Origin of the sequence: Ochrobactrum sp. SSR, from assembly GCF_030067775.1 — a bacterium.
In the GTDB taxonomy this organism is placed as follows: domain Bacteria; phylum Pseudomonadota; class Alphaproteobacteria; order Rhizobiales; family Rhizobiaceae; genus Brucella; species Brucella teleogrylli.
Map to the genome: position 1 here is coordinate 2,052,692 of NZ_CP125969.1, position 26,470 is coordinate 2,079,161.

The following is a 26,470-nucleotide window of genomic DNA, read 5'->3' on the forward strand; positions in this document are numbered from 1 at the left end:
TTTTTATTTTCGCACATCTTTTCCGAAAACCGCTTCACACTTTTCGGGATGTGCTCAGACGCCTCGCTTGTTGCCCCAGATCAGCACATGCAGTTGGGGCAGCACATGCGCCTCGAACCAGCGGTCGGCAATCACCTTATCCACCAGCCATTCCATGCGGCGCATAATGCCGTCGATGTCGATCAATGCATCGTCCGTTTCTGGCGGTGGCGGCGTGTGATTGCCGGGCTGGAGATAGACCGGCAGATGCGGATAAAGCGCCGAGACGTGTTTTGCGAAAGCATAATCGGCATCGTCGAAGATCACGAATTTCAGCACCGTTCGGGGCTTTGGCCCCGCCGCTTCGACACAGGCTGCCAGTGCGTCGGGATCGAATGCCATCGCGCTGGAAGGCGGTTTCGGGCTCAATACCAGCGTGTCCAGCGCGGAAAACCAGTCTTTTGCGACGGACCCCTGCGTTTCCAGTGCAAAGCGATAGGCCTCCTTCTTGCCATGGGCGATGAGCGGGCCAAGCGGCTGTATGGCCGGATTGCCGCCCGAAAGTGACACTGTTAAGGGTCGATTTTCCGAAAGTGCCGTCACTTCATGCCAGATGGCCTCGACGCCCATTGACTTCCACTCATGGCGAAAGCGGCTTTCGACCGCGTGCAGGCTGTCGCACCATGCGCAGCGGTAGTCGCAGCCGCCCGTTCGCACGAAGACAGTCGGCTCGCCGATCAGGACGCCTTCGCCTTGAATGGTCGGGCCGAAAATTTCGCTGATGCGGATTTCGGAGACCGGTTTCATGGCTTTGCACTTGGGCGATATTCCGCCCAGGTTTTTGGCGTTTCGCTCACCCGCACGGCGGATATTTCCGGCCAGCGCGCATGGCACCAGTCGAAAAAGTGCTTTGCCAGTGTTTCGGCTGTTGTCTGGCCATGGCCCAGCACGTCATTGAGATGCCGATGATCGAAAGCGTCATCGATATAACGCTTAAACGGCGCCAGTTCATGATAATCGCGCACGAAGCCATGGCCGTCGAGATCAGGAGCGGAAAGCTCGACCTCTACAATGTAGTTGTGGCCGTGCAGGCGTGCGCATTGGTGATCGGCAGGAAGTCCGGTCAATTGATGCGAGGCGGAGAAGTGAAACTCCTTGGTGATGCGAAACATCAGGTGTTCCTCCGCGCAACGGCTTCACGCCAGAAATCGGCATCTTCATAGACGGTCGGGTCTTTGACGCCCGCAAGGTGAAAGGCTTCGCGGCGCTCCACGCAGGTGCCGCAGCGGCCGCAATGGTTCTCGCCGCCTTTGTAGCAGGACCATGTCGCCTCGAAAGGCGTGTCGTGCCTCGCCCCATCGGTGACGATATCGGCCTTGGATGCGTTCACATAAGGCGCGAGTAATTTGATATCGGCATAGCCTTCCAGCGCATGGTTTTGCATGGTCTGGAACGCATTGATGAAGTTGGGGCGGCAGTCGGGATAGATGAAATGATCGCCGCCATGGACGGCAAGCGCCACCGCTTCGGCCTTTTGCGCAGCCGCCACGCCAAAGGCAATCGCCAGCATGATGGCGTTGCGATTGGGGACGACGGTGATCTTCATCGTCTCCTCGGCATAGTGGCCGTCTGGCACATCGACATTGTCCGTCAGCGCCGAGCCGGTCAGGCTGGCGCCGATGGTGCGGATATCAATGATCTGGTGCGGAACGCTCAGCCGTTCGGCGCAGGCTTTGGCCGGATCGAGTTCCTTTTTATGACGTTGGCCATAATTGAAAGAGAGAAGGGCAGTGAGGTCATGTTCCGCCGCGATTCTATGCGCAAGCGAAACGGAGTCGAGTCCGCCGGAGCAGACGACAAGCGTTTTCATAGTCAGGGTTCCTTGTTTTGACCGGGTAGGCTGCGACCGGTTAGTGCGGGCGTGTCGTAAAGCAGGATGCCGCCTTTGTAAACGCCACGGATGAGGGAGCAGAAGGCCTCTCAGGGGATGTCGCAATCTGAGAATGAAGTTCTGCCAGAATAAATGGATATTAATCGATATAGATCGCCGAGGCTGATTGACGTGCACGTCAAGCGTCTTTAGGTTTCCCGCCGGTTTCTAATAGGAAGTGCCGTGACGGGACGGTTTGTCACCGTGCTTCCTACGGAGCCGCTTTCACGTCGCATTCCCGTCGGAATCTGGCATGCAGGCGGTGGTTCATGGCGGCATAGTCTGCCGCAAGATTCATGGAAGAGGTGATCGCGGATGAAAGTCCTTGTCGCAGTAAAACGGGTTGTCGATTACAACGTAAAGATCCGTGTGAAGGGAGACGGTTCGGGCGTTGAGCTTGCCAACGTCAAGATGTCGATGAACCCTTTTGACGAGATTGCGGTTGAAGAGGCGATCCGTCTGAAGGAAGCTGGCAAGGTAACGGAGATTGTGGCTGTTTCGGTTGGCCCGGCACAGGCGCAGGAAACGCTGCGCACGGCGCTCGCCATGGGTGCGGACCGCGCCATTCTGGTCAAGACCGACGAGACGGTCGAGCCACTCGGCGTTGCCAAGGTGTTGAAGGGCGTTGTCGAGGCTGAACAGCCGGACCTCGTCTTCCTCGGCAAGCAGGCGATCGACGACGATGCCAACCAGACCGGCCAGATGCTGTCGGCGCTCCTCAACTGGAGCCAGGCAACCTTTGCCTCCAAGGTGGAACTGGCTGACGGTTCGGCCAAGGTCACGCGCGAAGTGGATGGCGGTCTGCAGACCATCGATGTGAAGCTTCCGGCGATTGTCACGGTTGATCTTCGTTTGAACCAGCCGCGTTATGCGTCGTTGCCCAATATCATGAAGGCGAAGAAGAAGCCGCTGGACGAGAAGTCGCCTGCCGATTTCGGCGCCGATATTGCACCGCGCCTCAAGGTGCTGAAGACCGAAGAGCCGGGTGGTCGCAAGGCTGGCGTCAAGGTCGGTTCGGTCTCTGAACTGGTTGAAAAACTCAAAGCCGATGGCGTGCTGTAATAAATCGGAAGGGACGAGAAAAATGGCTATTCTTCTTATTGCCGAACACGACAATGCAACCCTTTCGGACCAGACGGCAAAGGCGCTGACGGCAGCTGCCCAGATCGGCGGCGATGTCGATATTCTGGTTGCAGGCAAGGGTGCAAAATCTGCAGCCGATGCAGCCGCCAAGCTCAAAGGCGTGCGCAAGGTTCTGCTGGCTGAAAGCGATGCGCTGGAAAACCGTCTGGCTGAGCCAACGGCAGCACTCATCGTGGAACTTGCCGCCCATTACGACACGATCATCGCACCGGCGACGACCTCGGCCAAGAATATCCTGCCGCGCGTTGCAGCGTTTCTCGATGTGATGCAGTTGTCCGAAATCATGGAAGTGGTGTCAGCGGATACGTTCAAGCGTCCGATCTATGCGGGCAATGCGATCCAGACAGTGCAGTCTACTGACGCCAAGAAGGTGATCACCGTTCGCACGGCCTCCTTCTCCGCAACGGGCGAGGGCGGTTCGGCTGCCGTCGAGAACGCAACGGTGCCTGCCGATCCGGCCCTGTCGAGCTTTGTTGGCAATGCGCTGTCGGCTTCGGATCGTCCGGAACTGACCTCGGCGAAGATCATCATCTCGGGCGGTCGCGCACTTGGTTCGGCTGAAAAGTTCCAGGAAGTGATCCTGCCGGTTGCCGACAAGCTCGGTGCGGCGGTTGGCGCCAGCCGTGCGGCAGTCGATGCGGGCTATGCGCCAAACGACTGGCAGGTTGGCCAGACGGGCAAGGTGGTTGCACCGGACCTTTACATCGCTGTCGGCATCTCCGGCGCGATCCAGCATCTGGCTGGCATGAAGGACAGCCGCGTCATCGTCGCCATCAACAAGGATGAAGAAGCGCCGATCTTCCAGGTTGCTGATTATGGCCTCGTCGGTGATCTCTTCACCGTGCTGCCGGAGCTGCAGAAGGCTCTCTGATTTTTGCGAAGCGGCGGGCTGATCTCGCCGCTTCGTTATTTTGCGACCCGTCCCAGTCGGAGACTTAGTCTCGCGTTTGGGGCGGGTTCTTTGTAATGAGCGAGAATTTTGGATTGCATTTTAGGCGTTCAGCCTATCATTTGCTGGATGAGCCTTTTGCAATTCGAAGCGCGGTTTTCCGCTTGCTGTAGAAAAGATATGCTCGACAGGCCCCTTTTGGGGAGGATGAAGGAGTTACACGGTGGCGATCAAGACGGTTGGTATAGTTGGCGCGGGGCAGATGGGTGGCGGCATCGCTCATGTCTGCGCTCTGGCAGGGTTTAGTGTGCTTTTGCATGATGCTGCGCCGGACCGGCTGGAAAAGGGCATTGCCACCATCAATGGCAATATGGCGCGTCAGGTTTCTTCGGGCAAATTGCAGGAAGAAGAGCGCGCCGCCGCCATGAAGCTGATCCGCGCGGCGAATTCCATGGAAGACCTTGCTGGTGTCGATCTGGCCATTGAAGCGGCGACGGAAGACGAAACCGTCAAGCGCAAGATTTTCGCGCAGCTCTGCCCGATCCTGAACCCGCAAGCCATTCTGGCGACCAACACCTCGTCAATTTCGATCACACGGCTTGCTTCGACGACGGACCGCCCGGAACGTTTCATCGGTATTCACTTCATGAATCCGGTGCCGGTGATGAAACTGGTGGAACTGGTGCGCGGTATCGCCACCGATGAAGACACGTTCCGCAAATCGAAGGATTTCGTGCAGGCGCTGGGCAAGACCGTGACGGTCGCCGAAGATTTCCCGGCATTCATCGTCAACCGCATCCTGCTGCCGATGATCAACGAGGCGATCTATACGCTTTACGAAGGCGTGGGCAGCGTCGAGGCTATCGATACGGCCATGAAGCTCGGTGCGAACCATCCGATGGGCCCGTTGCAGCTGGCAGACTTCATCGGTCTCGACACCTGCCTTTCGATCATGCAGGTGCTGCATGACGGGCTTGCGGATTCCAAATATCGCCCATGCCCGCTGCTGGTCAAATATGTCGAGGCAGGCTGGCTTGGACGCAAGACGGGCCGCGGCTTTTACGATTATCGCGGCGAGCACCCGGTGCCGACGCGCTGATAGTGCTATTGCCAATCGATCTAAAAAGCCGGTTTTGACCGGCTTTTTTTGTGAGAACTTTCAACTGTGACAAGTTTCAGGCAGTTGTGGAAAACCGGAATATCGTTACTATTAACTTACCGTTAACGATGCGGATTTAGCACTTATTCATCTTTGATCGTTAAAGTTTTCATTAAGATGTTCGGAAGTGAAGATTACTTCACAAGCTCACATTGAGCGCGGAACATCATTTCGAACATGATTGAGATGAAGGTGAAAGCGATGAGCATTCTTGTTCAGTTGCGTGACAGCGTTAATGTCATCCGCGAGTTCGTCGCACCGAGCTATCGGCCTGAGCGTCATTATATGCGCGGACCTGGCCCGGCTTGCGAAGCACGCACGCGCCACTAAAGTGCATTTCGATCTGATTATATCAGATCGGACTGTGCCCTAAGCCTCTCCCAAGGCACCCCAGAATGAAATAAAGCCAGAACGGTCGCCCGCTCTGGCTTTTTTGCTTTTCTGAAATTAGGCTTCGATAAAGCCGATTATTCCAGCCCTTCAAACAGCGCCGTCGAGAGATAGCGTTCTGCAAAGGATGGAATGATGATGACAATGTTCTTGCCAGCATTCTCCGGGCGCTTGCCCACTTCAACGGCAGCAGTCAGCGCTGCGCCCGACGAAATACCGACCGGGATGCCTTCGATGCGGGCAATCAGGCGCGCATTAGCAAAGGAATCCTCGTTGGAAACCTGCACCACTTCATCGTAAATGCCGGTGTCGAGCGTCTTTGGTGCAAAGCCTGCGCCAATACCCTGAATCTTGTGCGGGCCGGGCGTCCCGCCGGACAAGACGGGTGAATCCTTCGGTTCGACGGCAATCACCTTGAAGGAAGGCTTGCGCGCCTTGATCACCTGACCGACGCCGGTAATCGTGCCGCCGGTGCCGATGCCGGAGATCAGAATATCGGCTTCGCCATTGGTGTCGTTCCAGATTTCTTCCGCCGTCGTGCGGCGATGGATTTCCGGATTGGCGGGATTTTCAAACTGCTGCGGAATGATGGCGTTCGGGTTGCCTTCGGCGATTTCCTCAGCCTTGGCAATGGCGCCCTTCATGCCCTTGGCGCCTTCGGTCAGCACCAGCTCGGCGCCAAGCAGCTTGAGAAGCTTGCGGCGTTCCACCGACATGGTTTCCGGCATGGTGAGCACGAGGCGATAGCCTTTTGCGGCAGCGGCAAAGGCCAGCGCAATGCCGGTATTACCCGAAGTCGGCTCCACAAAAACCGTCTTGCCGGGCACGGCCTTGCCCTGTTCTTCAAGCGCCTCAATCAAGGCGAGACCGATACGGTCCTTGACGCTTGCCAGCGGATTGAAGAATTCCAGCTTTACCAGAAGGTTCGCGACAACGCCGTTTTCCTTGGCAAATTTATCAATGCGCACAAGCGGCGTATTGCCGATTGTTTCCAGAATGGAGCCGTAAATACGACCACGTCCCGCAGTTTCGTCGCTCTTCGAGCCAAGGGGTTTGTTCATAGCGTAATCTCCCTTCATATTGCGCAAAGTTTAAGAGGAAACAGCGCAAAAGCATAGCTGGGCATATGCGCTTGATGGATCAAGATTAGAATTATATTCTATATAATCGAATTTTTTAAAAGTGAATTCCATCAAAATTGGGAGTGCGCGTATTAGCTTATCTGAAAGCTCATTGATCCGCGTCAATGCAACCGTGAGAGCGGCGCGCGCATAATCAAGCTGTCAGGCAACAGGAGACCGAGTGATGTACAAGAATATTCTGATCGCAACCGACGGGTCGGAACTCGCTGAAAAGGGCGTGGATCAGGGCGTGGAACTGGCCAAGGAAACGGGCGCGAAATTGACTTTCGTGTCGGTGACCGAGCTTTTGCCGTCCTATGGCATCGTCGTTGCGGCGGAGTGGGCGTCGAGCCCTGTTGCGTTTCAGGAATATCGCGAAGCAATCACCAAGGCGGCAACCGAGATTCTGACCAAGGCCAAGGGCAAGGCGCAGGCCGCCGGTGTGACCGCTGAAGCGGTGCATGTCGAAAACCAGTCGCCCGCGCAAGGTATTGTGGAAGTTGCCAAATCCCACGGCAGCGACCTGATCATCATTTCTTCACATGGCCGTCGCGGCGTCAACAAACTTCTGCTCGGCAGTCAGGCGGCGGAAGTCCTGTCGCTCAGCACTGTTCCGGTTCTGGTGATCAAATAATTGGTAGCTACTTGTTTTCTATCGGGCGTTTCACACGGGTTCAGCGATTGCCCGTGAGAGGCAAACAACGAAAGAAGATTGCCGATCACCTCTGTTAAGCTCCTCTTGTCCGCCTATCTGGTTGGGCAAGAGGAATTTGGCTTTTCAGGAGATCGTCATGACTGCGCCACGTCCATCCAAGACCAGCTTGGGCAATCATTTGCTTCACCCCGAAACGCAAATGCTGAATTACGGCTATGACCCGGAGCTTTCCGAGGGCGCAGTCAAGCCGCCGGTCTTTCTGACGTCAACCTTCGTGTTCAAGACCGCCGAAGACGGACGCGATTTCTTCGATTTCGTTTCCGGACGCAAGGAGCCGCCCGCCGGTGTCGGCGCGGGGCTGGTCTATTCGCGCTTCAATCATCCCAACAGCGAGATCGTGGAGGACCGTTTGGCCGTCTATGAGGGCGCCGAAAGCTCTGCGCTATTCTCATCCGGCATGTCGGCCATTGCGACCACGCTTTTCGCCTTTGCCCGGCCCGGCGATGTCATCCTGCATTCGCAGCCGCTCTATGGTGGTACTGAAACGCTGCTGGCGAAGACGTTTTTGAATTTCGGCGTGGAAGCGGTGGCTTTTGCCGATGGCGTGCATGAGGCGGCAATCGAAAAGGCGGCCGAGGAAGCCTTGGCTAAGGGGCGCGTTTCGGTCATCCTGATCGAAACACCGGCCAACCCGACCAACAGTATCGTCGATATCGCCGCCATCCGGCGCGTGGCTGAAAAGATCGAGCAGCAGCAAGGGCATCGCCCGATCATCGCCTGCGACAACACCTTGCTGGGGCCGGTCTTTCAAAAGCCACTCGATCACGGCGCGGATTTGTCGGTTTATTCGCTGACTAAATATGTTGGCGGCCACTCAGACCTGATTGCGGGCGCGGTGCTGGGTTCCAAATCCATCGTCCGGCAGGTGAAAGCCTTGCGCGGCGCCATCGGCACGCAGCTCGATCCGCACTCCTGCTGGATGCTTGGCCGATCACTGGAAACGCTGGGGCTGCGCATGGAACGCGCCAACAGCAATGCGCGGGCGACGGCTGAATTTCTGCGCGAGCATCCGAAGGTCGAAAAGCTGCATTATCTGCCCTTCGCGGATGAGAATTCCGATGTCGGCGCATTGTTCAGGCGGCAATGCACGGGCGCCGGCTCTACCTTCTCCTTCGATATCAAAGGCGGGCAGGCCGCAGCATTCCGTTTTCTCAATGCGCTTCAGATTTTGAAACTGGCCGTCAGCCTCGGCGGCACGGAATCGCTTGCGAGCCACCCGGCGGCAATGACCCATTCCGGCGTTCCGCTTGAGGTCCGCGAGCGTATCGGCGTGCTGGAATCGACCATCCGTCTGTCCATCGGCATCGAGCATCCGGACGATCTGATTGCCGATCTCGCGCAGGCGCTGGACGTGGCGTAAGCAAAGCCGCCGCTGACGTCGGGTTGGCCTGGCCTCAGCGGCGGTAATCGATTTCTGATAGCAGTTCCTGCAATTGGCGGCCCGTCGTTGTTTCGGACCAGCTGCCGCTGTTGCCGAGGCTGCGAAACGTTGCTCCGGCGGCCAATGCAATTTCGTTCGGCAGTTTCGCATCGGCCAGCATTTCCGCAAGCGCCTCCATTTCCTCGGCGCGGCGCAGCACGTGGCGCGGATAGGTCGGCACCAGTTTGCCGAAATCGGATAATGTGCCGCCCAGATGTTGGCCGATCAGTTCGAACAGGGAATCGGTCACGCCAAAAGCATTGGCCGTGTTGGCCGTCTCGAACAGGGCAGCGGCGACGGTCTTGTTGAAACCGGCAAAGGCCATTTTGAACACTGAAGCCTGCGCGATTTCCTCGCCAAGTGCGATTACTGGCAACAGGCCTTTAAACAATTCTTCCAGCGGTTTCGTGTCGGGGCCGCTGGCATAGATGCGGCCTTCGTCGCCAAGATGCGAGGCGCGACCGATGATGCAGGCATTGCAGAATGGAAGCGAAGCATTGCCGAAAGCTGTGTTCAGCCGTTCGGCATCGGCAGGCGTCTTGGCATTCATATCGACGTAAAACGGCGCCGCTTTCTGTTCGCGGCTGGCCGCGATTGCCTGTTCGGCCACGTCGATGACTGCCGATGGCGGCACGAGCGACAGCACGAGGTCGCTTTCTGCCAGAGCGGAAGCCATGTCGTCCCGCATTTCGACACCGATTGACCGGGCTGTCTCTTGCGTCTGCTCGCTGCGACCGCCCATCGGGCTGACGACTTTATGACCGGCAGCAATCAGCAATTTGGCAAAGGCGCTGCCCATATCGCCGGGATAGAGAAGAGTGATTGTGGACATGATGAGCCTCCTGCTGGTTCAAGCTTTTGTTGATGTCTTGCGCGACACACTGGCGCCGAACAGTGCCAGTCCGCCGAGAACAGAAATGACGGCGTAGATTTCGAAGGCGAATACGTAGCTACCCGTCATGTCGAACAGCAATGCGGCCAGCATCGGACCGCCAATGCCGGAGATCATCACCATTGGCGTGACCACACCCATGATGGCGCCCTGATTCTTGCGACCGAACAAGGAAGCCAGCAGAAAGGGCATCATCATGATGAGCCCGCCAGCCGACAAGCCGCTCAACACACCGTAGCCAAGCTGCAACTGCCAGATACTATTGGCGCTGATAAAAAGGATCAGCCCGATGGCCTGCATCGCCGAAAGGCAGAGAATCACCAGCCGGGTCGGGAACTGATCGGCGATGAAACCCGTGAGCAATTTGCCCAGAATGGCACAAATACCGTAGGTCAGGACGACGCTGCCCGCTTGCGCGGTGGTGAAGCCAAGCGACTGCGCGGCTGGGATCTTGTGCAGCAGGGCACCTTTCAGCACGAAGTCGGAAAGATTCCAGCCGACCATGAGAAACCAGAAGCCCGGCGAGCGCATCGCGTCTGCCACCGTCAGATCAGGGCTGGTATCGGCTTTTCCGGCTTGGACCTTCGCATCGTCCGTTTCGTCTCCCAACGGCTTCAGCCCCATATCGGAAGGTTCGCGGCGAAGGACGAAGATTGCGAGTGGCACCAGAATGAGAACCGGCAAGAAGCCGAGGACGAACCAGGTCGAGCGCCAGTCCGAAATCGACAAAAGCCAGATGATCAGAGGCGACATCAGGATGCCGCCGAGATTGGCCCCGGATGAAACCAGCCCGGTTGCGCGACCGCGCTGCGCTGAAAACCACTTGGCGATCAGCGGAAACACCAGTGCGTTGGACAGGCCCGCAACCCCGACGCCGCCGATAACACCGAAAGTCAGTGCGAACTGCCAGAAAGTCTGGGCGAGAGACGTCAGGCTGAATGACAAGCCGACGAGTACCGCGCCGATAATCATGATGGTTCTCGGTCCACGTTGGTCCACCCATCGTCCGACGAGGGGCGCCATGATCCCGGCGACAAGTTCACGGAAGGCAATCACGCCGGTGATCTGGGTATTGGACCAGCCCAGTTCCTCGCGCGCGGGATTGATGATGAAACCCATGGTCTGGAAGCCGATGCCGGCGCGGATGCACGAGATGGCGAGACAGGCGAGGGCAATGTACCAGGCATAATGAATCTGACTTGGTTTTCGCATTTGCACGGTCCTCCGAAGTAGCGAGACGGGACTTTGAAGCGAGCAAGGAATGCGAGGTCGTCAGGCGGAAAATGCACGCAAGTATCCGTCACCGATGCACGGGCATCGGTCTGTTTGACTTTTCATCGTCATGGCAGAATCAGGAGCGCTGAGCGTCGTACTGCCCTAAAGCGCATTTCGATCACATGAAATCAGATCGGCGCTCTGAGGAGCGGGAGTGCAACATGGATGCACTCCCGAGCCTTGCCGAAAAACGCCCTATGCGCTCTCGGTCTTTTCCATTCTCGACAATGCAGACATCTTTTTCGCAGATGCAGGCGCCACCATCGGGTAATTGGCGGGCAGGTTCCATTTGCGCCTGTATTCATCAGGTGTCAGCCCGAAGCGGCTCATCAGGGCGCGCTTGAGCGTCTTGTAGCGGCGACCGTCTTCCAGGCAGATGATGTAATCTTCGAAAACCGACTCTTCGGGGTTTACCGAAGGTATTGCGGGAGGCTCCTCGGCAGAAAAGCTGCTTCCTTCCGACAACTCCCCGATGCATTCGCAGACATCAGAGATTGTCTTTAGTAATTCCTCATGGGTTACCTGATTTTTGTTCAGATAAGACGTTATAATGTTGTTCGCAAGTTGTAGGTGGAGGTTTCTATTTACGTATACATATTCTTTTTGGGTGTTTTCCATCATATGTCGCCAGATAGGAGGGAGGTTTATTTTATCAAGTTTTTGTAATGCGATTGCGTGAGCCTGATCGTGATGGGTTTGTGGTTTCAACGTGCGGTTTAAGTATCATCGTATTTGACTTTACAGTAAAGTCAAAATTAACATTGCGTAATGTAGCAAACTACGAAATAAGGCCGTGTCAGCGGCTGAAAGGCGCGTGGATACTGGGCTGGTTGTGTCGAACGCAAATCGGTTCGATCAGAGTCGAACGAAATCCGGCGCAGGCGCGTTGCACATGCGTTTTCGGTCTATGGGGAAGGTGCCATCCGGCGATGTCGAATAGCCGTGATCAACCCGGCGGAAAGAGGCCGGGTGACAGAAACTCGAGATTTTTAATGAAGTGGTGCGGGTGGTCGGAATCGAACCGACACTCCTTTCGGAACCGGATTTTGAGTCCGGCGCGTCTACCAGTTCCACCACACCCGCACAGGTCTGCCGAAGCAGTTCGATATGGTCCGAATTGGACAGCGGGTTGGGATATACCGACTAAACGAAACAACGTCAATTGCCCACAAGCGCAGGTTTTGGCGTAGAATGACAATTGTTATGAATGGCCTATCCAAAGCAGCCAGAACCCTTGGCCAACGCATAGGGCAGCATGGCGCGGCCAGCTTTGAAAGACGCGCTAAAAAGTCAAACGTCGAAAAGCCGAAAACTCCCCTGACACTCGTTGCTTGAAAGCACGGCGCTCGTTGGGGCGATCAGCACCTGCCGTTCCGCCGCAGAACGCCGGGCGTTTGCGCGGGCAATCAAATCGCAAATGTTTTCGACGGCAAGACCTTGCCGGTTTGGTGCGGACTATCTTTGGCGCAGACCGTGTTCAACCACGTTCCAAACCACCACCACGGCAATGAAGCCGAGCAGGATGTAATCCAGCGTGCTGATATAGTGGAAATATTCCATAGCGCATCTCCTTCCCATGGGAGGGCGCAATGGCGGTTGCGAACCAGACGAAAGCCGGTCCTGTTGTTATGACCCGGAACGCTTCGCACCCTCTTGCGAGGTGGAATTGCAGCGGTGCGGACCTCCTCTTCCGCCTGTCATGCGCTCTCCCGGAGCTGATGATAACACGTCGGAAAAGCTTTCACAAACTGTTGATCTTGCCCGCTATTTCTATAGCGGGCAAAGCATCGTTTTAGCTCCGATCCGTGAAGCTGCGAATGCGGTTTCGCACGATGCGCGCCAGATTGCGGGTGCGCTGATAAAGATGGATCTGCGATGCGGCCTGACGCGCGAGCTTGTCTGCACCGGGGTTTAGTCCGACCACCAATGTCTCGATGGTTTCGCGCTCGCGGAAAAGCCTCGTCATCACCGGATGGTCCGGCACGGCACAGGAATCCGTTCTGAGAATATTCGGATCGTTCAGGTGGCTTTTCGCGACTTCGATCATGAGCAGAACGCCGGGCGAGAAAGTCTGAAGGCTTTCGTCATAGGCGGTTTTCCAGGTCCAGGCTTCGCCTGCAACGGTGAAGACGGTGAGGATGGCGATGACGCGTCCGTCCAGTTCCAGCGTGTGGATGCGCACACAATCGCGTTCGGCAAGATTATTGACCGCCTCGCGCGCGAAGGCCGCACGGAAACGGTCTACGGCCATGGCCGTGCCGCGCTTTCCTTCCAGCCGCTGGCTTCCAGCGACAGGAAATGCTCGAAGGACTGCCGCACTTCGTCCGGCGTGCGATAGATGCGGTGGACGAGTTCGCCTTTTTCGGCCAGACGCCGCCACTGGCGCTGATAATCGCGGCGGTGATGCGCGCCGATCGCCTGCTGGATATAGCTGTCGCCGTCGAGATCGCTCTTGAGGAACGGACGCTCTTTCTGTTCGATGGCGACGACCGGCAATTGCCGTCCGACCGCGACGGAGCGGATGAGTTTTGCCGCAGCGCCATTGGCGCGCATTTCGGGCAGAACCAGCACATCGGGCAGTTTGAGGTGATCGCGCGCCAGAATATCGAACAGATCTTCCACAACGCCGACCGGATCGTCATGGTCGATAAGCGGCGTGCCCTGCGGGCCGAACGGCGTGGACCAGGCGCGGATGACCGGCGTGGACAGCGGGAGACCCGGACGCTCAATGGTGTAGGGCATCACGAAGCGCAGGCGGCTGCGGATTTCGTTCTCGTCGCGCATGACCATGAAGCGCACTTCACGGTCTTCCAGCCGTGGCATGGCGGGAGCTAGAAAACGCGCATTGAAGAAGACATTCGGTTCGATGGTCCGGTTGCTCAGGTGGTCCAGCTCGTCGCGCAGTTCGAAGCCTGCCGCAGCGCCGTAGATCGCCAGCTTGCGCGGAATATCGCGGCTGTGAAGGCTTTCCTCCAGCTTCTTGGCGGCATCCATGGCGGCGACCGTATCGGACAGTTCCGAGACGATGCGAGCTGCGTTTCCGCCTGCGGATTCTTCAAGCAAAGGTTTTGCGGCCATTACAAAATACCCTCCGGGCTATTGTCTCGATCTCGGGGGATGAGAATGAACATAGCGATATGCATGGTGCGAAATACGGCTGTTGAAAGCAGCGTGGCTTCCATCAGCATGGCGATAGCTGTCGAAATTGCGGCGCCGGTCAGGCCGAAGCGTGGGATCAGCACCAGATTGAGAATGACATTGACGCCAAGTGTGGCTGCATAGAGCAGGGCGCAGATATTCTGCTTGCCCGACATGTTGAGAAGGCTTTCCGCTGGCCCCACGCTGGCACGGGCGATCACGCCGATGATCAGTATGAACAGCAGCGGATAGCCTTCCGTGAAGGCTGTGCCGAACAGGCGCAGCAGCGGATAGCCGGCCATCAGGATGACGATGCCGAGTACGAGCGTGGGCCAGAAGGTCCAGCGGACGGAAGCCTGCGCAAAGCTCGCAAATTCCTCACGACTGCCGCTGTGCAGCAGGTCCGAATAACGCTGCGCAACGCTAGCCTTCACCGCGAAATAGACGAAATGGGCAAGCGCCATGATTTTTGTCGCAGCGAAATAGATTGCGACATGCTGCGGGTCCATCTCGCGACCGACCATCAGCACATCGACATTGATGAGCAGGAAAAAAATCCTTCGACAAGGAAAATCGGCAGGGCGACGGTCATCCATTCGCGCAGGCGCTGGTCGCGCGGGGCTGCCGGAATGTCTTTTTGTAGCGATCGGTCGACGGTGAAAAACTGCCCGACGGTGGTGAGCCATGTTGCGGCGATCGATACGGCAAGCGCGGTTGCCGCCGTCGATGGCAGGCCCGAGCCATGCGCCACGATCATGAACAGAAGCACCAGAAGCGGCCGCACGATATAGCTCGGCGTCAGCGCCAGAGTGACCCAGGTGCGCGAACGGGCGATACCATCCAGCATGTTGCCGAGCGTGATCATGGGCAGGCAGACGAAACCCAGAATGAAGGGCACCAGATAATAGCTGGCGACCTCATCCTTCAACAGCCAGAGCGCGAGTGAGCCGATCAGCGCGATCACAGTTGCAGCCGCAAAGGCAAATGCGCGTCCGGTGAACAGGATGCCCCGCACCAGACCGAACATCTGGCGCTGAACATATTCCGGCACAAAGCGAATGATGGTCGTGTGCAGGCCGAAACAGGCGAGATCGCCGATGATCACCATCGTCAGCCAGACGAGAACGAAAATGCCATATTCGAATTCGCCCATCCAGCGAGCGAGGATGACTTGCGACAGGAGCGCGATGGCGGCGCTCGCCACACGAACGGAAAATGCGATCAGCGATGCGCGCTGTGCAGCCGCCTGCGGACCGCTATCGGTCAGCACGGAATCCAGCCGCTCCGTCACAGGACGGAGTTTGGCCGCGATGGTGCCGGGTAAAAACCGGCCCGCTGCTTCAGCTGCCGAAAACCACACGTCTATGCCAACCCTGTTATGCGCCGCCCTTGTGATGAGCGTTTCGCTTGTTTGCGCCGGGATTCTCCCGGTCTCGTTGTCTGTTGTCTCGCACACTTATACGAAAAACATTTCACGTTTTCGGGATGTGTTGGAATTCTTGTTATCGGTCCCGATACGAGCCCGATGGCAGGACCTTAGATGGGAGTTCTTTAAAAAGGGAAAAAAGAAAAATCCAGCGGAAGATTTCACGCGGAAATTGTAGGAATGGTGAGTATTTCCTGAATCCCGCGCATCTATGCTTACTGCTTGATTAAAGCATCGATAGACAAGGCTGCAAAGAAAAACCCCGGCGTTTGGCGCGCCGGGGTTTTGTTCTTATTCGAAAGCACCGTGGCAGTGCTTGTACTTCTTGCCCGAACCGCATGGGCAGGCCTCATTGCGGCTGACCTTACCCCAGGTGCGGGGATCGACCGGGTCCCGGTCGGCTGCCGGGATGACGCGCTCATCGTGCTGATGATCGGTCCATGCGGCATCGTCGAAGTCGTTCTGCCCGGTCGTCTCGTCAATGTGGCGGCCCTGCATGACCGGCAGTTCCGGCTCCTGCGGTGCTTCGCGGACAATCTCAACACGCATAAGCTGCGAGATGACCACTTCGCGAAGGTTCGCCAGCATGGACTGGAACAGTTCGAAGGCTTCCGTCTTGTACTCGTTCAGCGGGTCGCGCTGTGCATAGCCACGGAAACCAACAACCGAGCGCAGATGGTCGAGATTGACCAGATGCTCACGCCACAGATTGTCGAGCGACTGCATGATGACCGACTTTTCAACATAGGTCATGATCTGCGGACCAAAGCGTTCGGCGCGGTCGGCAGCAGCCTTGTCGGCAGCTTCCTTGATGCGGGTCTCGAATTCTTCTTCGGCGATGCCTTCTTCCTTCGCCCATTCCTCGACCGGCAGGTCGAGATTGAGCTTGGTGGTAACGTCTTCCTTCAGACCGGCAATATCCCACTTTTCCGCATAGGCGTCCTTGGGGATACGCAGCGCAACCATGTCCTCGATGACCTCGTGGCGCATCTCGGCGACCGTTTCGGTCAGGTCCGGCTCGTCCATCATTTCAAGACGCTGTTCGAAGATCACCTTGCGCTGATCGTTCATCACGTCGTCGTATTTGAGCAGGTTTTTACGAATTTCGAAGTTGCGGGCTTCGACCTTCTTCTGCGCCTTTTCCAGCGCCTTGTTGATCCAGGGGTGGACGATGGCTTCGTCTTCCTTGAGGCCGAGCTTTTGCAGCATGCCGTCCATACGGTCGGAGCCGAAGATACGCATCAGGTCGTCCTGCAGCGACAGGAAGAATTTTGAACGGCCCGGATCGCCCTGACGACCGGAACGGCCACGCAGCTGGTTGTCGATGCGGCGGCTTTCGTGACGCTCGGTGGCGAGAACATAAAGTCCGCCTGCGGCCAGCGCCTTTTCCTTGAGCTGCGCGATATCGGCCTTGATCGCGGCGATCTTGGCTTCGCGCTCCGGACCTTCCGGAATGTCGGCCAGTTCCTGACGGACGCGCATTTCCAGATTGCCGCCAAGCTGGATGTCGGTGCCGCGACCGGCCATGTTGGTGGCGATGGTGACAGTGCCCGGCACACCGGCCTGGGCGATGATATAGGCTTCCTGCTCGTGATAGCGGGCATTCAGAACCTGGAAATCCTTGATGCCTTCCTTGCGCAGACGCTCGGCGAGAAGTTCCGACTTTTCGATCGAGGTCGTGCCGACGAGGATCGGTTGGCCCTTTTCGTGCGACGCACGAATATCGCGCACGATGGCTTTGTATTTTTCTTCGACAGTACGATAGACTTCGTCGTCCTCGTCGATACGCTGCACCGGCAGGTTGGTCGGGATTTCGAGAACTTCGAGACCATAGATATTGCCGAATTCTTCCGCCTCGGTGGCAGCCGTACCGGTCATGCCAGCCAGCTTGTTGTACATGCGGAAGTAGTTCTGGAAGGTGATCGATGCCAGCGTCTGGTTTTCCGGCTGGATGGTCACATGTTCCTTGGCTTCCAGCGCCTGATGCAGACCCTCCGAATATCGGCGGCCCGGCATCATGCGACCGGTGAATTCGTCGATGATGACGATTTCGTCGTTGCGGACGATATAGTCCTTGTCGCGCTGGAACAGCTTGTGCGCACGCAGCGCGTTGTTCAGATGGTGAACGACGGCGACGTTTTCGATGTCGTAGAGGCTTTCGCCTTTCAGATGGCCAGCGGCTTCGAGAAGCTGTTCGACCTTTTCCGTGCCGACTTCGGTGAAGATGGCGGTCTTCTGTTTTTCATCGACTTCGTAATCTTCGTCTGCCAGCGGCGGAATGAAAGTGTCGATGAGATTGTAGAATTCCGAACGATCTTCCAGCGGGCCGGAAATGATCAGCGGCGTGCGCGCTTCGTCGATGAGGATCGAGTCCACTTCGTCGACGATGGCGTAATTATGCGGGCGCTGCACCATCTGGGCGCGCTCATACTTCATATTATCGCGCAGATAATCGAAGCCGAGCTCGTTATTGGTGCCGTAGGTGATGTCGCAGGCATAGGCTTCGCGACGCTCATCGTCGTCCAGACCATGCTTGATGACGCCGACCGTCAGACCAAGGAAATTGTAAAGACGACCCATCGTTTCCGCATCGCGGGTGGCGAGGTAGTCGTTGACCGTCACAACGTGAACGCCCTTGCCCTCAAGCGCATTGAGGTAGACGGGCAGCGTCGCCATCAACGTCTTGCCTTCACCGGTGCGCATTTCTGCGATGCCGCGTTCATGCAGCACCATGCCGCCAATCAGCTGCACATCGAAGGGGCGCATGCCGAGCACGCGCTTGGCGGCTTCACGCGCGGTCGCGAAAGCGTCGGGCAAAATGGCGTCGAGCGTCTTTCCTTCAGCCAGTGCGGCGCGGAATTCGGCGGTCTTGGCCTGAAGCTGCTCATTGGTGAGCGTTTCGTAATTCTTCTCAAGCGCGGTAATTTGTTGCGCACGCTGACGCAGGGTCTTTACCTGGCGGTCGTTGGATGAACCGAATATCTTGCGGGCGAGGCCGCCAAAGCTGACCATCTCTGGTCCTTTCCTGTCCGTTCAGCCGGAAGCGCTTCCGGCAATGTCGAATGCTTTATTCACGCGTATTGAAACAAATGCAAGAAAAGTACACCGCTAAAGCAGCCCTTCAAGGCGCAATTTTGGCACAATTTCCCCCCGGCCGCTCGCTGAACGCCCAAGCCCCGGCAGATTTGCGGGGCATTGCTGTAAACACTCTGGACGCAAAGCCGAAGGACAGATAAGTGGGGCTTAGGGCGATGTCAACGTTGCTCAACAGGCCGGAAATCCCGCTCTTTCGTGATAGGGTGGCGGTAGCCGGGCCAAATTCCGCCGCATTCATCGGGCCGGTAAGCGGTCTCGAAGGAGAGAATCTCATATGAAAGCCATTCTCAAAGCCCCTTATCGCAAGGCTCTCGCTGTTCTTGCGGCATCCGTTGCCCTCGCAAGCCTCTCTGGCGCTGTTTCATTCGCGCAGGACGCTCCCAAGCCTGCCGACGCAGCACAGACCGCAGCTGCTCCCGCTGAAAAGGAAGATCCGGCAAAGGTTCTGGCAACCGTCAACGGCAAGGACATCACTGTCGGCGACGTCGATCAGGCCGCGGGCGATCTTGATCCGCAGTTTGCCCGTCTTCCGGCTGAACAGCGCCGTCTGGCAGCCCTGGCCGCGCTGATCGACATCAAGGCGATGTCGGCGGAAGCGGAAAAGCAAAAGCTGGACCAGACCGACGAGTTCAAAGCCCGTCTAGCTTTCCTGCGTGAGCGCGCGCTGCACAACGAATATTTCAAGGATTCTATCGTCGACAAGATCAGCGATGCCGATATTCGCGCTCGCTACGACAAGGAAATTGCCGCCATGCCGCCTCAGGTCGAAGTGCGTGCGCGTCACATTCTCGTGAAGACGAAGGAAGAAGCCGAAGCCATCATCAAGAAGCTCGCCGGTGGAGCGAAGTTCGAAGATCTGGCCAAGGAAAGCTCCACTGACGGTTCCGCTGCCAATGGCGGCGATCTTGGCTACTTCACCGAAGGCCAGATGGTTCCGGAATTCGAAAAGGCAGCCTTCGCGCTGAAGCCCGGCGAATACACCAAGGAGCCGGTGCAGACCCAGTTCGGCTTCCACGTCATTCAGCTCGAAGATCGTCGCACCAAGCAGCCGCCTGCATTCGATCAGGTCAAGGAACAGATCCGTTCGATCATTCTGCGTGAGCGTTATGTCGAAACGGTCAAGAAGCTCCGCGATGCCATGAAGATCGACTACAAGGATCCGGCCGTCGAAAAGGCGATGAAGGACGCAGCCGCCGCGCAGGACGCCGGTGATGCGGGCGACGCGCCTGAAGGCGAACAGCCGCAGCAGTAAGTTTCGATCAATGTAAAACGCCCCGGTCTTCCGGGGCGTTTTTCGTTGTATCAGCTGTTTCTGCTTGATTTTGTCCCGCAAACATTTCCAATGCGCCAGAATCAAGAATTTCGATGATCCATCGAACCGAACCTCCTGAACCGACCCCTTTTGAGGCACTCATGTCTGCGTCCGTTTCTCCGCTCGCTCCAAAACATTATCCGTCCATGCCTGCCATCGACGGTGTGCGCATCGCTACTGCCGCTGCCGGAATCAAATATAAGGGCCGAACCGATGTGATGCTGATGGTGTTCGACCGCCCGGCGGAAGCCGCTGGCGTGTTCACCCGTTCGCTTTGCCCGTCGGCTCCGGTCGATTTTTGCCGCAAGAACCTCGTTCACGGCAAGGCGCGCGCCGTGGTGGTCAATTCGGGCAATGCCAATGCCTTCACTGGCGTCAAGGGCAAGGCCGCGACCGAAGCGACGGCGGAAGCCACGGCAAAGGCCGTGGGCTGTGCCACGACCGATGTGTTTCTGGCCTCTACTGGTGTCATCGGCGAGCCGCTCGATGCGAGTAAATTCTCCCATCTGCTCGGCGACATGAACAAGGATGCGGTCGCGGATTTCTGGACCGAGGCCGCCAAGGCCATCATGACCACGGACACCTATCCGAAGGTCGCCACCGAAACCGTGCTGCTGGGCAAGGTTCCCGTCACGATCAACGGTATCGCCAAGGGCGCTGGTATGATCGCGCCGGATATGGCGACGATGCTGTCCTTCATCGTCACCGATGCGCCGATCAAGGCCGATGTGTTGCAAAGTCTGTTGTCGAAAGGCGCGAACAAGAGCTTCAACGCTGTCACCGTCGATAGCGATACCTCCACCTCCGACACGCTGATGCTGTTTGCAACCGGCGCTGCGGCAGGTCGCGGCGCGCCGAAGATCACGGATGTATCCGACAAACGTTTGAAGGAATTCAAGAAGGCGCTGAAGCGCGTTTTGAAGTCGCTGGCCTTGCAGGTCGTGCGTGACGGCGAAGGTGCGCGCAAGATGATCGAAATCGAAGTAACTGGCGCCAAGTCGTCCGTTTCGGCGAAGAAGATCGCGCTTTCCATCGCCAATTCGCCGCTGGTCAAGACGGCTGTGGCGGGCGAAGACGCCAATTGGGGCCGTGTCGTCATGGCTGTCGGCAAGGCAGGCGAACCGGCGGATCGCGACAAGCTCGCCATTTCGTTCGGTGATATTCGCGTTGCCTATCAGGGCGAGCGCGATCCGGCTTATTCCGAACAGGCAACCTCCGCCTATATGAAGGGCGAGGATATCCACATCCATGTCGATCTTGGCATCGGTCGCGGGGAAGCCACCGTCTGGACCTGCGATCTCACCAAGGAATATGTGGCCATCAACGGCGATTACAGAAGTTAAACGGCTTCGCGCCGTCAGATGTTGAAATGCTTGCAGGAATTCCAATGACCAAACCAAGTCTTGCCATTGTCCGCCAGCTTGAAGCCGTAGGTTTCCGCGCCTGGCCTGCCACGTCGGTTCATTACGACGGAACATGGGCGATCCGCATGACGGCAGCGCATTCCTCCAAGCGTTTGAACTCGATCAATCCGCTTGATCCGGGCGATACGCGGGATATTCCAACCCGTGTGGAACTGGCGGCGCAGCGCTTCCGCGCTTATGGCCGCGTGCCGTGTTTCCGGCTTTCGCCGCTTGCACCTGTCGAGCTTGAAGATTATCTCGAAGGCCTCGGCTGGAAGCGTCAGGACGAAACCATCGTCATGACCTGCAATCTGACTGAGATCGATCTGTCGGGCGAGATCGACCAGATTCCGCTGAAAGATATCGGTCGTTTCGTCGATGCGTCGCTCTCCATTCACGAGCGCCCGGAAGAGATGCGCCCCGGCATGTCCGAAATTCTGGACGGCATTCGCCCCAACAAGGGCATGTTCGTGCTGGAGGCAGAAGGCCGTGCAGTGTCCGATGTGCTGTGCGTGCAGGATGGCGTCATGGCCGGTTTGTTCGATGTCGGTACCTTGCCCGAGGCGCGCCGCAAGGGCTACGGCCACAGTGTCGTCGGCTCGGCGCTCAAATGGGCGGCAAAGCTTGGCGCTAGGACGGCATGGCTGCAGATCGAAGCGGAAAATGTCGCCGGTCTCGCGCTCTATGAACGCTTCGGCTTTCAGGAAGCCTATCGTTACGCCTATCGGGAGAGCAACGAGAAATGAGCGAAGTGAAGAACCGTCGCATTCTTCTCGTGGCAGCCTGCGCCCTGGTGGATTCCGATGGGCGGGTGCTGCTGGCACAGCGTCCGGAAGGCAAGCAGCTTGCAGGCCTTTGGGAATTTCCCGGCGGCAAGGTCGAGCCGGGCGAAACACCTGAAGAGACGCTCATCCGCGAATTGCAGGAAGAAATCGGCATCACCACGAAGGTGGCCTGTCTCGCGCCTTTGACCTTTGCCAGCCACACCTATGATGATTTTCACCTGCTGATGCCGCTCTATGTCTGCCGCCGTTTTGAAGGCATTGCGCGCGGACTGGAAGGGCAGGCGCTGAAATGGGTGCGCCCGAAGGATATGCGCGATTATCCGATGCCCCCTGCGGATGAACCGCTGATCCCGTTCCTCATTGATCTCCTGTAGCTTTTCGAAAATCGGTAGCGCTTATCAACAGCTGTGAAAAAGCTGACAATTTATTACGATTAAGGCTGCCAGTTAATCTCTGATTCACTCCGTTGCGGCATTCTCGAATGGGAGCCGCTCCGGAGTTGGGTATCATGAGTTTCGACAACAATTATTTCAGTGCCGATCACAACGAATATGCACCCACCACTTTGACAAAAGCGGGGCGTGGTTTCCTGCGTCTGGTGCTGTTGTTTGGTTCTGCCGCTGTGGCAATGGCGCTGATTATTGTCCCGATCCTCAACGATCAGGCGGCGAAGGTTGCGGCCCAGTCGGTTCTGCCAGCGGGTATTGATCGGACCATGACCGGCTCCATCAAGCGCGATCCTGCCACCCAGCCACGTGCCGCCGCACAGACCTATACGGTGCGCAAGAGCGTGCTTCAGCCGAACCCGAATTCGGTCTGCGTCATCGATGTGGATGGAAGCCATCGCGGCGACTGTTAATTACTCTTCTTCGGCTTTCTTCAGCGCATCGGCCAGCGATGCCTTGGCGGAGCCGGGCTTGAGCGGCTTTTGCTGGGATTCATGCGGAGCCCAACCGGACAGCCAGATAATCGAGAATGTAGCGCGGATGCGCCCGTCCGGGTCGCTGAAGCGTTCGGCATAGATTTCCGCTGCGCGCAGGAATAGCCGTTTCGATACCGGACGGCGCGAACGGTCGCGCACGATATTCTGCATGCCCATGGCGCGTAGATCGGCCATCAGGTTGAACAGCGAATCATAACGCACCGTCACGTTTTCCACGTCCGTTACCGGCAGTGCAAAGCCCGCCCGCTGCAACAGTCCGCCGACATCACGCACATCTGCAAACGGAAAAACGCGCGGCGATGCACCACCGGTCAGTTCGATTTCCGCCTGTAACAGGCTTTCTCGCAATTCGCCGAGCGTGCCGCTGCCGCTGAGCGCTGCGAGAAAAAGCCCATCAGGCTTCAATGCGCGGGCGATCTGCACCATGGCGCCGGGCGTGTCATTGGTGGCGTGCAGCGCCATCAGCGATACGATCAGATCGGCACTGCCGGGTTTGATCGGCAGCATCTCCTCGTCACCGACGATGGCCGGAAACGGACCTTTCAGGAAATCCGCATCGCGTTCGACGCGCAAAATCGTGTCCGCCTTGCCGGAACTCGCAATGGCCGCTGCCGCAAGACCATTATGGCCCGCCAGATCGATGGCGACGGGAAAGCGACGCTCGACGGTATCCAGACGGTCGGCAAGGTCTTCGGCCACGCGCCGCAACAGAAAATCGGCACCCGGTTCGGCACGCCGAAAAGCGCGGCGGCGAAAGGCAAGCTGTAGATCGCGGTCGAAGATCGCGCTTTCGGGGGCAGGCATGGAATCCGTCTTTTCTTTTGCTACGCGGCGTATAGTGTAAAGCATGTCGCGGAAAAGTGGGAACCGGTTTTCCGGCAACGACATGCGTAGAAACAAATAGATAAAGCGCGACGCGCTTTAGTCGCGGGCATAGATGCATTCGAACGGGGGCGAATGCAATGGCGGATGATGATACACCGCATCAAACCTTTTTGCGCAGGCTTTACGCTGGCGTGCGGTTCGCTGCGCGGCATCTGCTGCGCACGACTACCAATCTGTTGTTTCCAGCAAACTGTGTCGGCTGTCAGGCGCATGTCTCGCAACCGGGGACATTGTGCCCGGCCTGTTGGTCGCAACTTCGCTTTATCGAGCGGCCTTATTGCCCGGTGCTGGGTGTGCCGTTTGGTCACGACTTTGGCGACGGCTTCATGAGCGCTGAGGCTATTGCCGATCCGCCGCCGTTTCGTCGCGTGCGGTCGGCGGTGGTGCATCGCGGGGCGGCGCAGCGCATGGCCGTGGCGCTGAAATTCCATGACCGCACCGATCTCGCGCCATGGATGGCGCGCTGGATGCAGCGCGCAGGCCGTGAATTGCTGGAGGAGTGCGAGGTGATCCTGCCGGTGCCGCTGCATCGCTGGCGCTTCTGGAGCCGCCGTTTCAACCAGTCAGCCGAGCTTGCGCGGGCGCTGGCAAAGCAGAGTGCACTGCCTTTTGCGCCGCAAGCCCTGAACCGCATCCGGCGCACCGAGCAGCAGATCGGGCTTGGCTCCAAGGAGCGCAAACGCAATGTGGATGGTGCCTTCCGTGTGCCGAAGGAGCAGGAAATTCACGTGCGCGGACGCCGCGTCCTGCTGATCGATGATGTTTACACGACGGGCGCGACGGTGAAGGCCGCAACACGCGCCTTGCTGCGCGGCGGGGCAAAAAGCGTCGATGTTCTGACATTCAGCCGTGTTCTGCCTGATTGAAACTTGCGGGCAAGAACAAGCCTGCACACACCGTCGTGAAACCGGGAGGGTCTTCCAGAGCGGAGCGTTGCCGACTATATAGTGTGGCAACGAATGGAGTTTTTCATGGTTGATGTCACCATCTATACGCGTCCCGGCTGCCCTTATTGCTCGCGTGCAGTCGATCTTCTGACCCGCAAGGGCGTGGAGTTCAACGAGATCAATGCGGGCGCTACGCCGGAACTGCGCGCCGAAATGCAAGAGCGTTCGGGCCGCAACACCTTCCCGCAGATTTTCGTCGGCGCCGTGCATGTCGGCGGCTGCGACGATCTCTTCGCGCTGGACAGTCAGGGCAAGCTTGATGGTCTGCTCAGGACCGGCGAACTGAATTAATTTTTATAACGGGGGAGAAACCGATGAGCACGTTTCGCGCTGCCGCACTACAGATGCGTTCCGGCACTGATGTTGTCCGCAATATCGAGGATCTGGAGAAACTTGTCGCTGAAGCGGCGGCGCAGGGCGCGACTTACGTGCAATCGCCCGAAATGACCGGCGCGATGATGCGTGATCGCGTGGCGTTCAAGGCAAGCCTGCGCGACGAAGCCAATGACCTTGTTTTCAAGGCAGCGTCGGCGCTGGCGGCAAAGCATGGCATCTTCCTGCATATCGGCTCGACGGCCATTGATGCGGGCGATGGCAGGATTGCCAATCGCGCCGGATTGTTTACGCCCTCCGGCGAAAAGCTCGTCACCTATGACAAGATCCATATGTTCGATGTCGATCTCGACAATGGCGAAAGCTGGCGCGAATCGGCAACCTATGAGCCGGGCAAGGAAACGGTTGTCGCCGAACTGCCTTTCGCCAATATCGGTATGGCGATCTGCTACGACATTCGCTTCCCGCAGCTTTTCCGCGCACAGGCGCTTGCTGGCGCCAATGTGATTACCGGTCCCGCCGCCTTCACCAAACAGACCGGCGAGGCGCACTGGCACATCTTGCAGCGTGCGCGGGCCATCGAAAATGGCGCATTCCTGATCTCGGCGGCGCAGGGCGGATTGCACGAGGACGGGCGCGAGACCTATGGGCATTCGATCATCGTGTCGCCCTGGGGCAAGGTGCTGGCCGAAGCCAACCATGATGAACCGGCTGTGATCGTTGCCGATATCGATGTTGCCGAAAGTGCTGCGGCGCGCGGCAAGGTGCCGAATTTGAAGAATGCGCGCGAGTTTACCGTGAAGACGGTAACCGCAAAACAGAAAGAGGATGCATAATTCCATGATCCGCTTTTCGCTTCATTGCGATCACGGCCATGAATTCGAGGGCTGGTTCCGCGACAATGCCGATTTCGATCGGCAGTCGGAGATGAAGTTCGTCTCCTGTCCGGTCTGCAATTCGCATCAGGTGCAGAAGGCTCTGATGGCTCCTGCCGTCTCGACGGCGCGGGCGAAGGAAAAGATCGCAATGGCGCTGGGTGAAGCCCAGAAGAAGGTTCTTGAAGAAATGCGCGATTTGAGCCGCAAGGTCCGCGAGAATGCGGATTATGTCGGTGACAAATTTGCCGAGGAAGCGCGCAAGATCCATTTCGGGGAAACGGAACAGCGTGGCATCTATGGCGAAGCCTCGCGTGAGGACGTGCATTCGCTGCTTGAAGACGGCGTTGACGTGATGCCATTGCCGGTTTTCCCGGAAGATCAGAATTAGGTTTCCGCCCGACACCTGTTCGG

The 26,470-nt window shown here is 57.6% G+C and carries 27 protein-coding genes, 1 tRNA gene and 1 pseudogene; 15 read left to right on the forward strand and 14 right to left on the reverse strand.

Going from position 1 to position 26,470, the window contains the following annotated elements; all coding sequences use genetic code 11:
* Positions 1-54: 54 nt before the first annotated feature.
* Genes queE through queC form a run of 3 tightly spaced genes read right to left on the reverse strand, consistent with a single transcriptional unit; the run spans position 55 to position 1,849 of the window.
* Positions 55-786, reverse strand: coding sequence for a 7-carboxy-7-deazaguanine synthase QueE (gene queE, locus QLQ11_RS09680; protein ID WP_124915116.1), 732 nt, complete (start codon positions 784-786; stop codon positions 55-57).
* Positions 783-1,151, reverse strand: a complete 369-nt coding sequence (gene queD / locus QLQ11_RS09685) for a 6-carboxytetrahydropterin synthase QueD (protein ID WP_109369894.1) — start codon at positions 1,149-1,151, stop codon at positions 783-785. The genes queE and queD overlap by 4 nt, the downstream gene beginning before the upstream one ends.
* Positions 1,151-1,849 (reverse strand): 7-cyano-7-deazaguanine synthase QueC, encoded by a 699-nt coding sequence (gene queC / locus QLQ11_RS09690; RefSeq protein WP_371835866.1) that lies wholly within the window; start codon positions 1,847-1,849, stop codon positions 1,151-1,153. The genes queD and queC overlap by 1 nt, the downstream gene beginning before the upstream one ends.
* A gap of 375 nt (positions 1,850-2,224) precedes the next feature.
* On the opposite strand from queC, the gene QLQ11_RS09695 reads away from it, so the two are divergent.
* The 4 genes from QLQ11_RS09695 to QLQ11_RS09710 all read left to right on the forward strand — a co-directional run bounded on the left by QLQ11_RS09695 (position 2,225) and on the right by QLQ11_RS09710 (position 5,430).
* Positions 2,225-2,971 carry an electron transfer flavoprotein subunit beta/FixA family protein gene (locus QLQ11_RS09695; RefSeq protein WP_121537525.1) on the forward strand — a complete coding sequence of 249 codons (747 nt, stop codon included), beginning with the start codon at positions 2,225-2,227 and terminating at the stop codon, positions 2,969-2,971.
* 22 nt (positions 2,972-2,993) lie between these two features.
* A complete protein-coding gene (locus tag QLQ11_RS09700) occupies positions 2,994-3,923 on the forward strand; it encodes an electron transfer flavoprotein subunit alpha/FixB family protein (protein ID WP_109369891.1) in 930 nt (309 codons plus the stop codon).
* 241 nt (positions 3,924-4,164) lie between these two features.
* Entirely contained in the window at positions 4,165-5,040 is an 876-nt protein-coding gene (locus QLQ11_RS09705) for a 3-hydroxybutyryl-CoA dehydrogenase (RefSeq protein WP_078341045.1), read from the forward strand.
* A gap of 261 nt (positions 5,041-5,301) precedes the next feature.
* Positions 5,302-5,430 carry a hypothetical protein gene (locus QLQ11_RS09710; protein ID WP_268898867.1) on the forward strand — a complete coding sequence of 43 codons (129 nt, stop codon included), beginning with the start codon at positions 5,302-5,304 and terminating at the stop codon, positions 5,428-5,430.
* 137 nt (positions 5,431-5,567) lie between these two features.
* On the opposite strand, the gene cysK is transcribed toward QLQ11_RS09710, so the two are convergent.
* Positions 5,568-6,551, reverse strand: a complete 984-nt coding sequence (gene cysK, locus QLQ11_RS09715; RefSeq protein ID WP_109369890.1) for a cysteine synthase A — start codon at positions 6,549-6,551, stop codon at positions 5,568-5,570.
* 244 nt (positions 6,552-6,795) lie between these two features.
* On the opposite strand from cysK, the gene QLQ11_RS09720 reads away from it, so the two are divergent.
* Positions 6,796-7,245: a universal stress protein gene (locus QLQ11_RS09720; protein WP_109369889.1), complete on the forward strand. Its 450-nt coding sequence runs from the start codon at positions 6,796-6,798 to the stop codon at positions 7,243-7,245.
* 157 nt (positions 7,246-7,402) lie between these two features.
* Complete coding sequence (locus QLQ11_RS09725; protein WP_109369888.1) at positions 7,403-8,686, forward strand: cystathionine gamma-synthase family protein; 1,284 nt, start codon at positions 7,403-7,405, stop codon at positions 8,684-8,686.
* Positions 8,687-8,720: 34 nt separating this feature from the next.
* On the opposite strand, the gene QLQ11_RS09730 is transcribed toward QLQ11_RS09725, so the two are convergent.
* From QLQ11_RS09730 to secA, 8 genes and pseudogenes are all read right to left on the reverse strand, one after another.
* A complete protein-coding gene (locus QLQ11_RS09730) occupies positions 8,721-9,578 on the reverse strand; it encodes an NAD(P)-dependent oxidoreductase (protein WP_109369887.1) in 858 nt (285 codons plus the stop codon).
* An 18-nt stretch (positions 9,579-9,596) separates the two neighbouring features.
* Positions 9,597-10,850, reverse strand: a complete 1,254-nt coding sequence (locus QLQ11_RS09735) for an MFS transporter (protein ID WP_109369886.1) — start codon at positions 10,848-10,850, stop codon at positions 9,597-9,599.
* Between the two features lie 258 nt (positions 10,851-11,108).
* Positions 11,109-11,534, reverse strand: coding sequence for a MucR family transcriptional regulator (locus QLQ11_RS09740; RefSeq protein ID WP_109369885.1), 426 nt, complete (start codon positions 11,532-11,534; stop codon positions 11,109-11,111).
* A 377-nt stretch (positions 11,535-11,911) separates the two neighbouring features.
* Positions 11,912-11,996: transfer RNA gene (locus QLQ11_RS09745), tRNA-Leu, on the reverse strand.
* A gap of 709 nt (positions 11,997-12,705) precedes the next feature.
* Complete coding sequence (locus QLQ11_RS09750) at positions 12,706-13,188, reverse strand: GNAT family N-acetyltransferase (protein ID WP_371835950.1); 483 nt, start codon at positions 13,186-13,188, stop codon at positions 12,706-12,708.
* A complete protein-coding gene (locus QLQ11_RS09755; RefSeq protein WP_371835867.1) occupies positions 13,155-13,991 on the reverse strand; it encodes a GNAT family N-acetyltransferase in 837 nt (278 codons plus the stop codon). The genes QLQ11_RS09750 and QLQ11_RS09755 overlap by 34 nt, the downstream gene beginning before the upstream one ends.
* A pseudogene (locus tag QLQ11_RS09760) lies at positions 13,991-15,411 on the reverse strand (lipopolysaccharide biosynthesis protein). The gene QLQ11_RS09755 and the pseudogene QLQ11_RS09760 overlap by 1 nt, the downstream one beginning before the upstream one ends.
* Positions 15,412-15,768: 357 nt before the next feature.
* Positions 15,769-18,489 (reverse strand): preprotein translocase subunit SecA, encoded by a 2,721-nt coding sequence (secA, locus tag QLQ11_RS09765; RefSeq protein ID WP_109369881.1) that lies wholly within the window; start codon positions 18,487-18,489, stop codon positions 15,769-15,771.
* A gap of 358 nt (positions 18,490-18,847) precedes the next feature.
* Here secA and QLQ11_RS09770 point away from each other — a divergent pair, with 358 nt between their 5' ends.
* Positions 18,848-19,825, forward strand: coding sequence for a peptidylprolyl isomerase (locus QLQ11_RS09770; protein WP_109369880.1), 978 nt, complete (start codon positions 18,848-18,850; stop codon positions 19,823-19,825).
* A 7-nt stretch (positions 19,826-19,832) separates the two neighbouring features.
* Here QLQ11_RS09770 and QLQ11_RS09775 read toward each other — a convergent pair whose 3' ends face one another.
* Positions 19,833-19,988, reverse strand: a complete 156-nt coding sequence (locus tag QLQ11_RS09775; RefSeq protein WP_167836045.1) for a hypothetical protein — start codon at positions 19,986-19,988, stop codon at positions 19,833-19,835.
* Here QLQ11_RS09775 and argJ point away from each other — a divergent pair.
* The 4 genes from argJ (at position 19,987) to QLQ11_RS09795 (ending at position 22,932) form a co-directional block, all read left to right on the forward strand.
* Complete coding sequence (argJ, locus tag QLQ11_RS09780) at positions 19,987-21,228, forward strand: bifunctional glutamate N-acetyltransferase/amino-acid acetyltransferase ArgJ (protein WP_109369879.1); 1,242 nt, start codon at positions 19,987-19,989, stop codon at positions 21,226-21,228. The genes QLQ11_RS09775 and argJ overlap by 2 nt on opposite strands.
* 44 nt (positions 21,229-21,272) lie before the next feature.
* The gene (locus tag QLQ11_RS09785) at positions 21,273-22,034 is read left to right on the forward strand and encodes a GNAT family N-acetyltransferase (protein ID WP_109369878.1); all 762 of its coding nucleotides are present in this window, start codon (positions 21,273-21,275) and stop codon (positions 22,032-22,034) included.
* On the forward strand, positions 22,031-22,447 hold the full coding sequence (mutT, locus tag QLQ11_RS09790) for an 8-oxo-dGTP diphosphatase MutT (protein ID WP_109369877.1): 417 nt from the start codon (positions 22,031-22,033) through the stop codon (positions 22,445-22,447). Before QLQ11_RS09785 ends, mutT begins: the two co-directional genes overlap by 4 nt.
* 134 nt (positions 22,448-22,581) lie before the next feature.
* Positions 22,582-22,932, forward strand: a complete 351-nt coding sequence (locus QLQ11_RS09795) for a hypothetical protein (protein WP_109369876.1) — start codon at positions 22,582-22,584, stop codon at positions 22,930-22,932.
* On the opposite strand, the gene QLQ11_RS09800 is transcribed toward QLQ11_RS09795, so the two are convergent.
* A complete protein-coding gene (locus QLQ11_RS09800) occupies positions 22,933-23,820 on the reverse strand; it encodes a methyltransferase domain-containing protein (RefSeq protein ID WP_109370329.1) in 888 nt (295 codons plus the stop codon).
* Positions 23,821-23,978: 158 nt separating this feature from the next.
* Here QLQ11_RS09800 and QLQ11_RS09805 point away from each other — a divergent pair, with 158 nt between their 5' ends.
* From QLQ11_RS09805 to QLQ11_RS09820, 4 genes are all read left to right on the forward strand, one after another.
* Positions 23,979-24,767 (forward strand): ComF family protein, encoded by a 789-nt coding sequence (locus tag QLQ11_RS09805; protein WP_109369875.1) that lies wholly within the window; start codon positions 23,979-23,981, stop codon positions 24,765-24,767.
* Between the two features lie 105 nt (positions 24,768-24,872).
* Entirely contained in the window at positions 24,873-25,139 is a 267-nt protein-coding gene (gene grxC, locus QLQ11_RS09810; protein WP_109370328.1) for a glutaredoxin 3, read from the forward strand.
* A gap of 23 nt (positions 25,140-25,162) precedes the next feature.
* A complete protein-coding gene (locus QLQ11_RS09815; protein WP_109369874.1) occupies positions 25,163-26,017 on the forward strand; it encodes a carbon-nitrogen hydrolase family protein in 855 nt (284 codons plus the stop codon).
* Between the two features lie 4 nt (positions 26,018-26,021).
* Complete coding sequence (locus QLQ11_RS09820) at positions 26,022-26,447, forward strand: DUF1178 family protein (protein ID WP_109370327.1); 426 nt, start codon at positions 26,022-26,024, stop codon at positions 26,445-26,447.
* Positions 26,448-26,470: the final 23 nt, after the last annotated feature.